The organism is Hydrobacter penzbergensis (genome assembly GCF_900106985.1).
Lineage (GTDB): Bacteria > Bacteroidota > Bacteroidia > Chitinophagales > Chitinophagaceae > Sediminibacterium > Sediminibacterium magnilacihabitans.
In genome coordinates, this window is record NZ_FNNO01000003.1 from 93,648 (window position 1) to 107,933 (window position 14,286).

Sequence of the window (14,286 nt, forward strand, 5' to 3'; positions counted from 1 at the left end):
TGATGCCTTGGGTTAGGGAGACAGGTCAATTACAAGAGAAGAAGGTTCCTCAACTGATGACCAGTCTTGCTTTTCACCCGAAAGCACGACAATATTCCTGGATCTATGGCAGGTCTTCTGACTTACCCGATCCCTGGGAGCCTTCCCATTCCTGCTGGCAGGAACAGTGGCTGATTGGATTCCAGGGATACATGCCCGCTGGGGCGTCGGGTTCACAGCTACGGGGATAGTTCCGGATTCATCACCGGATTCCCTTTTAATGCAGTAAAACGCAGAACAACTATACCGCAACCATCAATCCTATAGCAACATTACTAAATCAATCTTAACATGGCCGGACAGACTTATGCACCAATTGTTGAAAAATGTAAGAAAAGCTTATGTGCCGCAGCTTTCGCTAAAAGAAACAAATCCAGTCAGTTTTATTTGCTTTTTTTCAATAATAGCCTTATGGATGCCAGGTGCGACAATAATACCACAGGTACCACACAGGCGGGAAGCCAGATATAGGGGAAATACAGTACGGCGATATTCGGTTGATCCAACCCAAAACGCTGGAAAGCGAATGGCGCAGAGAGAATCGCAATGCTGACAATATTGATCAGCAAAATGAGGCAGATGATATTCCATACCAACAATACCCATTTATTGTATGTCTCTTTGCGGAAAGCGATATAGTAAATGAACGGCGCCGATATGCCGGATAGTATGTCGAAATTCCGGCCTTCAAAAGTCATGATCTGCGGAACTACTTTATGCATGCAAAGCCACAACAATACGATCTCAACCGGTATTCTGATGATGTGCAGGATAGTAAGCACTTTCAGATTCATACCATCAATAAAAGTTCTTCCCCGTTTCGTTATAAATAAAACTAGTATCACCAACATATTGGGTAATGTGGCCAACAAAAACGCCGGTGGTTGGGCATGGGTGTTCCGGTAGTAAAATCCGGTGATGCTGATCACAGCTTGTGCAGCCAGCCAAATGAACAAGATAGATAGTACCAGGCGCATTTGGGTGGTGGCCAGTGCAAAGAAGTAAATAGTCAGCAAGGTGGTTAAGCCGAAAATAATTCCGACATAAGCAGGTACGTTTTCCATAACAGGTATTTTTAAAAGAAGTTTTTTATACCGTAAGCCGCCCTAATTGCCGCAGAACGGCCTCCAGTTGTGCAGGCTCCTGTGTTCCGATCAACAGCTTGGTGCCATCCGTAAATTCAAGTTGCAAGCCTTTATTGCCAACCACATTCAATGCCCTTCCCCTGCCGAAAAAGCCATATCGCATGCCCCATCCGCCATATTCCATTAATGGGTTGTATTCCCGGATATAGGCCCGGGTAATCTGGGTCCAACTATACTGTTTGAAAGAAAGGCGGAAAGGGAAGAAACGGACATATATCCCATCTTTTCTCACCTGAGTATCGAGACTAATCTGGGAAATAAGAAAAGTAACCAGCAGGGTAAGCACCACGCTGAAGATCAGGCCGCCGTTGCCGGCTGGTTTGCTCTCCAACGTTGCTCCGCCGGCCATCTGTTTGCAAAATGCAAACAGCATGAGTCCGTTAACGAGCAGAAGTATCAGCCACATCCACCACTGCCGGAACTTCTGCCTTTCCGAAAAAAGAATGGCCTCGTTCATGTATCCGGAGATTTTGCCTTCTAAAGATACTATTATGGCTGTAATTCAAGCACCATGGTTCCTTTGGCAGCAACAGAGAAATGATTGCTATACGATTGACCAGTCAAAATGTCTTTTCCCCTGGCAAAACCCCTGGTGCGTTCCTGGAATTGATCAAAATCGATAGCAGCTTCCTTATCACTGGTATTGAGCACACACATAATGGTTTGCTTGGTATTGTATCTGAAATAAACATACACTCCATTAGCGAAAGGCAGGTATTGCATGGTATGCCCAATAGTAAGCGCTGATGAATTTTGACGATAATGCGCCAGCGTGCTCACAAAATTGAATGCTTCGTTTTCTTTTTCCGAACGGCCCGATGCTTCAAATTTATTTTCCTTGTCACCAGGAAACCCGCCGGGAAAATCAAAGCGTACCATCGCATCACTGGAGTTCTTTAAATTCTTCATCAATATTTCTGTTCCATAATACAATTGCGGAATGCCACGAAGGGTGAGTAATAATACAATGCCTTGCTTGTAACGATTCATATCTTCTCCTGCCACGGAATAAAAACGATCCATATCGTGGTTATCGAGGAAGATGCAATTCTTTGACGGATCTTTGTATAAAATATCCTGTGCCAGCGTCATGTAGAGTTTGTTCACACCTTCTGTCCATCCAAAAGGCTGGTTGAGTGTAGCCAGCATGGCAAAATTCACCGGGAAATCTGTAACGCCCTGCAGGTTGTGCTTGAAAGGTGCTTGCAGGTTATTACGTGTAAAATAAGCGCTACCAGTGATGGTGTTGGACCATACTTCACCAAACACAGTCAGGTTGGGATATTCTTTCAACAAAGCATCATTGATGCGGTTGAGGAATGCTTCATCGCAATACTTATAGGTATCTACCCTCCAGCCATCGATGCCGAATGTTTCAGTGGCCCAGATAGCATACTGAATTAAAAAGTTCGCTACATAAGGATTACGCTGGTTCACATCGGGCAAATGCGGGGTAAACCATCCGTCGAGCATTTGTTTTTTGTCTTTGGCGCTGCCGTATCTGTCAAATACCACTTCATCACGGTGGTTGCTGCCGGTATAGGCAGGCCATTGATTGATCCAGTCTTTTGCCGGCGGGTCCATCACTATCCAGTGTTTGATACCGATATGATTATACACAGCATCCTGTATGAGTTTCATGCCCCTGGCATGGAGTGCATCTGATAATTGCAGGTAAGCTGCCTCTCCTCCGTAACGTTTATCGATCTTGTACTGATCGGTAAACCAATAGCCATGAAAGCCGCTCAGCATGCCATTGGGTTCTCTTTCAAGCGGCATATCATTTTCTACTACAGGTGTCATCCACACGGTGGTCACACCCAATTCTTTGAGGTAGTTGAGGTGCTGTGTCACGCCCTGTATATCACCACCATGGCGCATCAGTAACTGGGTTCGGTCGCAACTGGTATCGCGCATATCAGCAAAGCGATCATTTTTTGTATCCCCATTACTGAACCGGTCAGGCATGAGCAGGTAAACAAAATCTTTAGCTGTAACTCCCTGCGCAAATCTTTTACCGTTGCCTTCCCGTCTGGTATTCAATGGCCATTGAATACTGTGTTTGTTGTTGCCATCATTGAAAGTGATGGTCACCATACCCGGTTTGGCCGTGGGAGCTATCGACAGATCCAACACCAGGTATTTGCTGTTCTCTAACTGATGCGTTTTTACCAATTGCACACCGGGGTATTGAATGCCGGGCTTTTCTTTGCTGAAACCTTCGTGCGTGCTTTTTACGACCAACTGCACTTTATTCCATTGCATACCGGTAAACCAGTTTGTGGGATATACTTGTATATCCTGACTATAAGCAATGATGCAGGCACCAAAGGCGAGTGCCAGCAGGATTGTTTTTCTCTTGTACATGTTTTAATCTTTTTTTTCTTTTACCACCAATGCGCATACCAGGGCAGCGATACAGAGCATGCACCCGCCTACCTGCACTGCCAGCAACCGGTCGTTATGAAGGAAGTTATTCATGATCTTACCAAAGAACAATGAAGCGATGATCTCGGGCAATACAATGAAGAAATTGAAAACACCCATGTAAATACCCATCTTATCGGCCGGTAAACAGCCCGCCAGCATCGAATAAGGCATAGATAAAATAGAAGCCCAGGCAATGCCTACCAGTCCCATCGCTACATAGAGATAGGCCGGCTCATGGATATGGTTTACTGCAATTAATCCCAAGCCACCCAATAGCAAACAGGTGGTGTGCGTATATTTCTTGCCCATTTTTTTTACCCAAAAAGGCAGTGAAAATGAAAAGGCAAAAGTGACCAGGTTCAAAATGGCCGAAGTCGTGTTGGCATATTCCAATCCACGGGTATACAATTCGCTGTTGCCTTTGACATCACCTCCAAAAATTTCTGCGGCTACACCTGTGCTGTAATAAAACCACATGAGAAAGAGCCCGGGCCAGGTAATAAAGTTCACCAATGCCAGCCTTTTCATTTGAGCAGGCATTTGAAGAATGGAGGAAGTGATCTCTTTGATGCCACCGCCAAATCCTTTGTTGGATTCTTTTACTTTCTCGCGCCAGTTCAGATCAGACGGCGGGTATTCCTTGCTCCGGAACACAGTATATAAAACAGCTACCAGGAATACAAAACCACCGATGTAAAATGAGAGCATGATGTTCTGCGGAATAGCTCCGCCTGCTTTATCTCTTGATACGCCGAACCATTCTACCAGTTTCTGCGGCAGGTATCCTGCTATAAAAGAAGCCAGTCCAATGAACATGCTTTGCATGGCAAAACCATAAGGTCTTTGCTGCTCATCAAGGTTATCGGCCACAAAAGCGCGAAAGGGTTCCATGGTAATGTTGATGCTGGAATCGAGTATCCACAACATGCCTGCCGCCATCCATATCACCGATGCATTGGGCATGATGAACAGGGTCAGGGAGCTGAGTATGGCGCCTACCAGGAAAAAAGGCCTGCGGCGGCCTAAACGCGGGTGCCAGGTACGGTCGCTCAGGTAACCGATGATGGGTTGTACCAGCAAGCCGGTCATGGGAGCGGCGAGCCATAATCCGGGAATCTGTTCGGGGGAAGCACCCAGGTATTCATAGATGGCACTCATGTTACCCATTTGCAGGCTCCATCCGAACTGGATGCCGAAGAAGCCGAAACACATGTTCCATATTTGCCAGAAACTCAGGCTGTGCTTGACTCCTGTGTAGGTTGTTGACATAGCAATCGGTATCGTTTAACTAATATGTATTTATTACACAAAGTCTAAAAATACAACAAAACCTCATTCCTCCTTGTACCGGCGCTTTTTTTCTTCTTTGTAATCCAGTTGTTCTACCAGTGATTCCGGTGTAGGGTTACTGGTAATAGCAACCGCCACCTGGAACAGCGCTACACATAAAACAATGGAAGTCAGCAGTTCTCCCCATGTAATGCCATATCCCCAAAAGCGGTACACAGCAGCATGGGATGGCTTAGCAATTTCATATATCACCGTTAAGGTATCACCTTCTTTCCATTCCCTCAATGGGTACCTGGCATCGATGGCATAAGTAATATTGCCCTCTTTATAAACGGCCTTGGGAATATTGATGCCTGAAGCGCTGTCTTTGAGCCAGTGAATGGTTGCCGGAATTTTTTCTCCGTCGAAATAGTCGGGTTGCCTGGTAAAGAGCAGATAGCAACCGAAACAAACCAGGTAGAGTATGAAGATGCCTTTATACAATGACGGAACTTTGATGGCAAACTTCGTTAATTTATTTCGCACCTGATATCATAAGCCCAATAAAACAAAGAGCCGCTTTACAAAATGCGGCTCTTTGTTTTATCAGAAACATTGTATTACACTTAATTCGAAAGGCTCCTGAAGTCCACCGGCACCAGCTTACTCACACCGGGTTCCTGCATGGTCACACCGTAGATCACATCTACTGCACCCATGGTCTGTTTGTTGTGGGTAACAATGATGAACTGAGAATTATCGCTGAATTTCTTGATCATCTGGGTGAACTTACCTACGTTGGCATCATCGAGCGGCGCATCCACCTCGTCGAGGATACAAAACGGAGCTGGTTTGATCAGGTAGATGGCAAACAGCAAAGCCGTAGCGGTCAGGGTCTTCTCTCCTCCACTCAGCTGTGTAATAGAAGAAGGTCTTTTACCTTTGGGTTTGGCAATGATATCAATGCCGGTTTCCGCCAGGTTTTCAGGGTTTACCAGGATCATATCGGCTGTATCTTCTTCTGTAAAGAGGGCTTTGAACACGCGCTGGAAATTCTCGCGTACCTGGTTGAAGGTATCCAGGAACTGCTGGTTGGCTGTGGCTTCCACTTCCTGTATGGTCTGTAACAAACTTTCTTTTGCGGAAACCAGGTCGTTCTTCTGCTCTAAGATAAACTCATAGCGCTTCTTCATTTCAGTGAATGCTTCAATAGCCGTGGGGTTCACTTCGCCCATATTCTCAAGGCGCTTCTTCATCCGGTCTGAACTTGCCTGCAGTTCTTCTATGCTGGCATCGGTAGTGCGCACCTGGTCAAGGATCTCATCGAGTTCTATTTTGAATTCCACACTGAGCCTTTCTTTCATACCGGCCAGTTGCAGTTTCAATTCATTCAGTTTATCCTTGATTTCAGTTACCAAATGATCGATGGCTTCTTTATTCTTCACCTTATGGCGCAACTCACTTTCTTTCTCCTGTAATTGGTTGCGCAGGTTATAATAAGATTGATCGGCTTCATTCAGTTTTTGCTCTTCCGCTTCTTTCTTGCGCATCAGTTCCAGCAACAGGTCTTCCGATCCCAGCAATGCTTCCTCTCCTTCTTTGATATTGGCAGAAGCTTCTGTCAGTTGGGTTGAATTGCTTTGTATTTGCAGGTGCAGGTCGTTCAACTGGTTTTCCTTGAACACCAGTTCCTGCTTCAGCGTCGTGATCTTGCTCTGCTGGCGCGTCAGTTGCAGGTTGCTCTCATTGTATTGCGCCGATGCAAAATTGTATTCCTGCTCAGCCTGCTGGTAGTCCTGCTCCACCATTTTCATTTCTTCGCCCGTATGCTGCAATGCTTCATTGAGCTGCTGCAATGCTTCGCGGGTAGCGGAAATCGCATCCTGCTCATCCTGCCTGCGCAATTCAATTTCTTCTATTCGCTGCTGGGCGTTTTGTTGCGCAGCCTGCAGGTTCTCTATGCGGTTGCGGGTAGCAAATACCTGGTTGGTCAGTTGGTTGATCTCATTCTCGGTTTGCTTGATGGCATGCTCTTTCAATTGCTCATTGAAACCAATTACTTCATTGTGCTTGGCCTGGATATCTGCCTTAAGTGCATTCACAACGGCTTCTTGAGCAACGATTTCTTCATGCAGTTTTTCGAGGTTCTTGGCACGGCCGATCTTCTTTCCCTCGAACAAACCTACACTACCACCGGTAAGGGTGTATTTTCCTTTTACATATTTGCCATTCTTTTCCAGCACCACAGCGCCATTGCTGTTGTTCAGCGCTTCCTCATTCTCTCCGATGTACACATTACCCAGCAGGTATTCAGCCAGCTTGCGGTATTGCGCATCTACCTCTATCACATCCATGGCTTTGATGGTGTGTGCAGGCTGGTGCGTTTCAACATTGACAGCAGCGAATTTCTCAAGCATAAAGAAATTGGCCTTGCCTTTTTTATGCTCATCGAGGAGTTGAATCGCCTGCAAGCCTTCCTGCAGGTTGTTCACCACATAATAGTTGAGATAAGGTTCCAGCACATTCTCAACAGCTGCACGGTATGCTTCTTTTACATAAATGATATCGGAAAGAATGGGCGCTGCGTGATTCCAGCTGGGGTTCTTGTGCAGGAATTTGATGCTCTCGGGGTAACCTTCCATTGAATCGATCAGGCTTTTCAGCAGATCATATTCGTTCTTTTTGGCATCGAGCTTGCGGTTCTCTTCGGCCAATTGATTGCGCAATACTTCCAACTGTGATTGCGTTTCGAGTATCTGTTCTTTGGTACGCTCATGTTGTTCCTGCAACTGTTGCAGGTCAATACGTTTAGCCTCCAGGCTTTCTTCCTTCTCTTGTAATTCCGTATTCAGTTGCTGCAACTGGTAAGCGCGGTTCTGCTGTTCTTCGGCCAGTTGTGCATGTGCACGTTGTAAGTTTTGTATAGAGGTATCGGCAACCGCTACTTTTTTCTCTGCATCGAACTGGTTGCGCTGTATCTGCTGGTAACGACCACGCAAAGCATCCACACCACTGCGTTTCTCATCGAAAATGCGGCGCTTGTCTTCAATGTCCATTTTAGCAGTCTCTACCCTATCCTGCAGTTCCTGCAAACGGGCTTCTTCTTCGCCCACCTGCAACTGGGTATATTCAATAGAATCTCCAATGGTTTTGAGTTGCCCTTCTGCTTTTTCCAGAAAATCTTTGAGGCTACCTTCTTTTTCTTTCAGGTAGTGCAGTTTCTGCGTAGCCAGGTTCTTCTCATTTTCCTTGCTGCGCAGGTGTTGCAGCAATTCATTGAACTCATGCTGCATACTTTGCAAAGCCCTTTCTTTTTCAATGAAACCTACTTTTTCCTGTTCCAAAGCGGCTTCTTCGGTAGCGATCTCTGCTTCTAATTGTATCCTCTTATTGGTCTCGTTCTCCTGTTGTTCGTTCAGGTCTTTGTAGGTAAGATTGAAGCCTTCCAGTGCAGCCTTGGTCAGCTCTATCGATACTTCTTTGTATTCTTTTTTGATCTCGTAATACTTCTCTGCTTTCTTCGCCTGGTTTTCCAGGGTCTTCAACTGGTTGTTGATCTCAAAAAGCAGGTCCTCGATACGCGCTAAGTCCTGCTCGGTAGCATCGAGTTTATTCTTGGCTTCTTTTTTCCTTGTTTTATAAATGGTAATGCCGGCCGCCTGTTCCAACATGCGGCGCCGACTGTTCTCTTTGTCTTTGATGATGTCATCTACCATGCCCAACTCAATGATGGCATAGCTATCGGTGCTTACACCGGTATCGAGAAAAAGGTTATGGATGTCTTTGAGGCGGCAGCTTACATCATTCAAACGATACTCGCTTTCACCGTTCTTGTAAAAACGGCGGGTAACTGTTACCGTACTGAATTCTGTGGGCAGCAGGTTCTTGGTATTCTCAAAAGTGAGACTCACTTCGGCCAATCCGCTCGGACTTCTTGTTTTACTTCCGTTGAAGACCAACGCTTCCAGGTTCTCGCTACGCAATGCCGATATTTTCTGTTCACCGATCACCCAACGGATGCTATCGATGATGTTACTTTTACCACAACCATTGGGGCCGATGATACCGGTAATACCTTCGTCGAAACTCACCACCGTTTTATCAGCAAAACTTTTAAATCCTTTGATCTCTAATGACTTTAATCTCACTTTTGTCCCAGTTTTAGTACCTGCGAACATACACGAAAAGGGCTATATTCTCAGAAAAGAATAAAGGCCTGTGCATAACAGGTGGAGAAATGAAAAAATAAATAATTGTGTATTTTTCTAGCCAATAACTGATTGATTTTCAGCCAGTGCGCCGGTGTCAACTACTTTTCCCATTTCGGTACTGAGCATGCGTGAAGGGTATCTGTTGATGACAATAAAATCATGTGTGGCCATGATCACGGCTGTTCCATAATCTTTAGATATCTGTATGAGCAGTTGCATGATCTCATCGCTGGTTTCGGGGTCGAGGTTACCGGTGGGCTCGTCGGCTAATATCAGTTTGGGAGAATTCAGCAATGCGCGGGCAATATCAACACGTTGCTGTTCTCCACCGCTCATTTCAAAAGGCATTTTGAAGCCTTTGCTTTTCAGGCCCACTTTATCCAATACATCATGTATCTTCTCTTCGATCAGTTGATCATCTTTCCAACCGATGGCTTTGAGTACGAATTTCAGGTTCTCGTGCACATTACGGTCTGTCAGCAGTTGAAAATCCTGGAATACAACGCCCAGGTTGCGCCGGAGGAAGGGCACTTTTTTCCAGGTCATCTCACGCAAATCAAAGTCAACCACAGAAGCCGTCCCTTCTTTCAATGGCAATTCACCGTAAAGAGTTTTCAACAAACTACTTTTACCAGTACCTGTCTTTCCTACCAAGTATACGAACTCTCCTTTATTTACAGTAAAATTCACATCCTGGAGAATCAGGTTATTTCCCTGGTATATATTGGCATGATTGATGGATACAACTGTTTCTGACATAAAGCTAAATTAATGATTGTGCTTCAAATCGGACAAGCTTCGAACTGTTAATATTCGTAAACCAGTTCTCCGAATGTTCCTTTCAGCACCAGGCTTGACCTTTCTGCTGCTTCTACTTTTCCTACCAGTTTTGCTTCAATATTGAACTCCTGCGCCATGTTAATCAGTGCAGCAGCCGTGTCTGCGTTGGTGAATATCTCCAGGCGATGCCCCATGTTGAATACCTGGTACATTTCTCTGTTATCAGCGCCGGAGTTTTCCTGTATCAACCGGAAGATAGGTGGCGGTTCAAATAAATGATCTTTGGTGATCTTTAAAGGGCGCGGCAGGTATTTCATGCATTTGGTTTGACCACCGCCGCTACAATGGATGAGTCCGTTGATGGCATCGAAATGCTCGTCCAGTACGCGTTTCATCAGGGGGGCATAAGTCCGGGTAGGACTCAATAATAATTTCCCTACGCTGATAGCCCCATAGCCCGGCACTTCCATGGTATCGGTCATTTTGTTTTTACCGATGTAAACCACTTCATTGCTGAGCGTGGTTTCGAAAGTCTCGGGATATTTTTCCGCATAATATTTATGCAATACATCGTGGCGGGCGCTGGTAAGTCCATTCGATCCCAGTCCGCTGTTATAAGCCGTTTCATAAACAGCCTGCCCTGCGCTGGCAAAACCCACGATCACATCACCCGGCGCTATTTTTTCATTGGTGATCAGTTTCGATTTGGGCCAGCGGGCGGTCATGGTACCGTTTACGGCAATGGTCCTTACCACGTCTCCCACATCGGCTGTTTCTCCGCCCAGGTAATGGATATTCACCCCAAAACCGCGCAGCTGATCAAAAAATGCCTGTGTACCATTGATCACTTCCTGTAATACCGCTCCTGTGATCACTGATTTGTTGCGATCTATCGTAGAAGAGAAGAGCAGGTTATCGGTGATACCCACGCACAACAAATCATCCAGGTTCATGGCTACTGCATCTTGTGCAATGCCACGCCATACACTTGCGTCGCCGGTTTCTTTCCAATAGAGATAGGCCAGGATACTCTTGGTACCGGCGCCATCGGCGTGCATGATATTGACCCAGTTGGTGTTACCCCCTAAAAAATCGGCATATATTTTACAGAAAGCTTGCGGGTAAAGGCCCTGATCGAGCTGCTGTATGGCCGCATGCACTTCTTCTTTCTGGGCAGAAACACCACGTTTTGCGTATAACGACATGAATGAAATGTTGAATTCGTGCAAATGTACAACACGCTTACTTACCAGTTCTTCTGTTTTCTGACTTACTTTTGCCCCCAATTATGAAGGTACATCGTGAACTGGCAGGCTCTCTACCCGAATTCCGCAATGCAGTAGTTACCATCGGGGCTTTCGATGGGGTACACCTGGGGCACCGGCAAATCATTGCACAACTGAAAACGGAGGCGGCGCGCATCAACGGAGAAACCGTGATCGTTACTTTTCATCCCCACCCCCGCAAGATCGTTTCTTCTGTTCCCGGCGATATCAAGTTGCTGAACACATTGAATGAAAAGATCGCCCTGCTCAGCGAAACAGGCATCGATCACCTGGTGGTGGTGCCCTTCGATCACCGTTTCTCCAACCAGCCTGCAGAAGCCTATGTAACCGATTTCCTCTACCGCTATTTTAAACCGCATACCATTATTATAGGATACGATCATCGTTTTGGCAAAGGCCGCGAGGGGGATTATCATTTGCTGGAAGATTTCGGCAAGCAATTGGGTTTTGAAGTGAAAGAGATTGCCGAGCAATTGCAAAATCAAATTGTTGTCAGCTCTACCCGCATTCGCCAGTCCATCGCGCAAAACGATATTGCAACAGCCAACGCCTTACTCGGTTATCCCTATTTTTTTGAGGGGCTCATCGTGGAAGGCAACCAGTTAGGCCGTACCATTGGCTATCCTACTGCCAACCTCCACATCACTTCAGAAGAAAAACTGATACCGGGCGATGGGGTGTATGCAGTACGGGTGAATATAAAAGACGCCAGCAATTCAACTGCATTTTTAAATGGTATGATGAATATTGGTGTACGACCAACGATTGGCGGCAGGAAGCGTGTGATAGAAGTGAATATTTTTGATTTTGATGCAGATATATATGGACAGGTATTACAAGTGCATGTAGTGCATTACCTGCGTGGCGAAGTAAAATTCAATGGACTGGAAGAACTGAAAGCACAATTGCAAAAAGATAAAGAAGCAGCCATTGCGCAATTGAGCCATTGAGCCATTTGCACATTACGCCATTGCTTTCACCAACATTTCCTTGAGCAAACCTGCATCGGAAGTACCTCCATCATTCACACCTATGCTGCGCAGGTTGTACTGGTGCAGCAGCAGCAACAACCGTTCTACACCCTGGTAATCGTATTTGCGGGAAGCCGCCAGGTAATCTTTCACAAAATAAGGGTTCACGCCCAGGGCCAACGCGGCCGACTTTTCATCTGGATTGGGAATACCATATAACATATACAACTTGCTAAAGAAATTGTATAGTGCAGGCAGCACCAGTTGTATGGGCGCCGCTTTGGGGTTGGCTTCAAAATATTGTACAATGCGGATGGCTTTGGGCAGGTCTTTACGCGCTACGGCATCCTGCAGTTCAAACACATTGAACTCTTTGCTCACCCCTATATAATTTTCAATATCATCTTCGGTGATATTTTTCCTGGCATTCAGGTTCACCGCCAGCTTTTCTATTTCGTTCTGTATGCGGCTCAGGTCATTACCAATATGGTCTACCAACAGGGAAAGCGCTTTTTGGGTAATGCTGAGTCCGTGCTGCTTCACTACCTGCCCCGCCCATTCCGGCAACTGGCTGTCATATATCTTTTTAGTGGTAAGCATTTCGCCCTTTTGCTTGAGCACTTTAGCCAACTTCGACCGCCCGTCTACCTTTTTATCCTTATAACTTACTACAAAGACCGTGGAAGGCTGCGGGTTATCTACATAGGCTTCCAGCTTTTCAATATCCCGCATCTGTTGCGCCTCTTTCAGTATCACCACCTGCCGTTCGGCAAACATGGGATAACGGCGGCAGGCATTTACCACGGAGGGCCAGTCGGCATCCTTGCCATAAAAAACGGTGAGGTTGAAGCCCGTTTCGCTTTCATTGAGCAGGTGTTTTTCCGCATAATCCACTACCTGGTCAATAAAAAAAGGTTCTTCCCCCTCCAGCCAGTAAACAGGTTTAAAACTCCCTTTCTTCCATTCGGTTATGATCTTTTCTGCCGACATAGCGCAAATATCAAATACGGTTCATGAATAATGAAATACGAACAAAGGAACTTGCCAACAATCTTTTGGCACGGTTTTGGTTCTCTTCGTCAGAATTAATGGAATCCGTAAACAAATCCATTTTTAACTTTACTATAAATTAAACCAAACCATTTTTGTATGAGTTACCCTCAAGCCACTAATACCCCCCAGCCTGAGCAACCGAAAGACAACCGCAAGATCGTTTATGGTGTTTTGATCGCTGCCTTGATTGGCACGTGGGGTTATATCTTTTATGACAAAAGTCAGACCCGTCAGGCTGTGACACAGCTTGAAACCCGGATCAATAATGTAGACAGTGCCCGCTCGGCCGTTCAGCAGGAATTTACCGTTGTTTCCGCTAAAGCCGATTCGTTGACACAGAACAATATCCAGTTGCAAGGCACACTGGCCGAAAGAGGTTCAGAGATCCAGAAGCTGAAAAGCAATATCAGCAGCATCCTGAAAAAGAAAAATGCTACCCAGGCAGAACTGGCACAGGCCAAGCAAATGATTGGTGAGTTGAACGGCAAGATGGATGGTCTCGTTGCCGAGCTTGAAAAAGTCAAAGGCGAGAACCAGCAGCTGACCACCGAAAAAACACAATTGACCGCCGACAAGCAGACACTGCAGGAAAACCTGGATAAAACCAGCACAGAGAAAAAACAAATTGAAGACTTAGCTTCTACCCTGCATGCATCCAACATCGGTATCACTGCTTTGAAAATAGGCAGTTCCGGCAAGGAAAAAGTAACTACTACCGCCAAGAGAACCAATGCCATGCGCGTGTCTTTCGTACTCGATCCTAACAGGATCACCACTACCGGCACCAAAGACATTTATGTATGTGTAACAGCTCCCGACGGTAAGGTCATCAGTGATGGAGGCAGTTCATTTGACACCCGCGAAGAAGGCTCCAAGTCTTTCACCAGCAAAGTATCAGTGAACTACGAGCAGAACAAAGTAACCCCCGTTAGCTTCGATATCAAGCAAACCGATAAATACCAGGTAGGCGATTACAAGATCGAGATCTACAACAACGGTTTCAAAATCGGCGAAGGAGTGAAAAAACTGAAAAAAGGCGGATTATTCAGTTAAATGACAAATTCCCCCCCATAAATGTAAAAGCAACCTTCCGGGTTGCTTT

At 45.8% G+C, this 14,286-nt stretch carries 11 protein-coding genes and 1 riboswitch; of the genes, 2 read left to right on the forward strand and 9 right to left on the reverse strand.

Going from position 1 to position 14,286, the window contains the following annotated elements:
- Nucleotides 1-90 precede the first annotated feature (90 nt).
- Nucleotides 91-311: riboswitch (cobalamin riboswitch) on the reverse strand.
- 111 nt (nt 312-422) lie between these two features.
- The 8 genes from BLU98_RS04945 to BLU98_RS04980 form a co-directional block, all read right to left on the reverse strand.
- The gene (locus tag BLU98_RS04945) at nt 423-1,103 is read right to left on the reverse strand and encodes a DUF8737 domain-containing protein (RefSeq protein ID WP_092722619.1); all 681 of its coding nucleotides are present in this window, start codon (nt 1,101-1,103) and stop codon (nt 423-425) included.
- 25 nt (nt 1,104-1,128) lie between these two features.
- Nucleotides 1,129-1,641, reverse strand: a complete 513-nt coding sequence (locus BLU98_RS04950; protein WP_092722621.1) for a hypothetical protein — start codon at nt 1,639-1,641, stop codon at nt 1,129-1,131.
- A gap of 32 nt (nt 1,642-1,673) precedes the next feature.
- Nucleotides 1,674-3,551: a glycoside hydrolase family 13 protein gene (locus BLU98_RS04955; RefSeq protein ID WP_092722623.1), complete on the reverse strand. Its 1,878-nt coding sequence runs from the start codon at nt 3,549-3,551 to the stop codon at nt 1,674-1,676.
- A 3-nt stretch (nt 3,552-3,554) separates the two neighbouring features.
- Nucleotides 3,555-4,883: an MFS transporter gene (locus tag BLU98_RS04960; RefSeq protein WP_092722625.1), complete on the reverse strand. Its 1,329-nt coding sequence runs from the start codon at nt 4,881-4,883 to the stop codon at nt 3,555-3,557.
- Between the two features lie 63 nt (nt 4,884-4,946).
- The gene (locus BLU98_RS04965; protein WP_139173837.1) at nt 4,947-5,429 is read right to left on the reverse strand and encodes a hypothetical protein; all 483 of its coding nucleotides are present in this window, start codon (nt 5,427-5,429) and stop codon (nt 4,947-4,949) included.
- An 80-nt stretch (nt 5,430-5,509) separates the two neighbouring features.
- Complete coding sequence (gene smc / locus BLU98_RS04970) at nt 5,510-9,031, reverse strand: chromosome segregation protein SMC (RefSeq protein WP_257574712.1); 3,522 nt, start codon at nt 9,029-9,031, stop codon at nt 5,510-5,512.
- Nucleotides 9,032-9,148: 117 nt separating this feature from the next.
- Complete coding sequence (locus BLU98_RS04975; protein ID WP_092722631.1) at nt 9,149-9,853, reverse strand: cell division ATP-binding protein FtsE; 705 nt, start codon at nt 9,851-9,853, stop codon at nt 9,149-9,151.
- A gap of 47 nt (nt 9,854-9,900) precedes the next feature.
- Nucleotides 9,901-11,079: an AIR synthase related protein gene (locus BLU98_RS04980; RefSeq protein WP_092722916.1), complete on the reverse strand. Its 1,179-nt coding sequence runs from the start codon at nt 11,077-11,079 to the stop codon at nt 9,901-9,903.
- 83 nt (nt 11,080-11,162) lie between these two features.
- Here BLU98_RS04980 and BLU98_RS04985 point away from each other — a divergent pair, with 83 nt between their 5' ends.
- Nucleotides 11,163-12,110, forward strand: coding sequence for a bifunctional riboflavin kinase/FAD synthetase (locus tag BLU98_RS04985; RefSeq protein ID WP_092722633.1), 948 nt, complete (start codon nt 11,163-11,165; stop codon nt 12,108-12,110).
- Nucleotides 12,111-12,122: 12 nt separating this feature from the next.
- Here the strand turns inward: BLU98_RS04985 and holA are convergent, their stop codons facing one another.
- Nucleotides 12,123-13,121, reverse strand: coding sequence for a DNA polymerase III subunit delta (gene holA, locus BLU98_RS04990; RefSeq protein ID WP_092722635.1), 999 nt, complete (start codon nt 13,119-13,121; stop codon nt 12,123-12,125).
- 159 nt (nt 13,122-13,280) lie between these two features.
- Between holA and BLU98_RS04995 the strand changes: the two genes are divergently transcribed.
- Nucleotides 13,281-14,237 (forward strand): DUF8428 domain-containing protein, encoded by a 957-nt coding sequence (locus tag BLU98_RS04995; RefSeq protein WP_092722637.1) that lies wholly within the window; start codon nt 13,281-13,283, stop codon nt 14,235-14,237.
- The last annotated feature ends 49 nt before the right edge of the window (nt 14,238-14,286 follow it).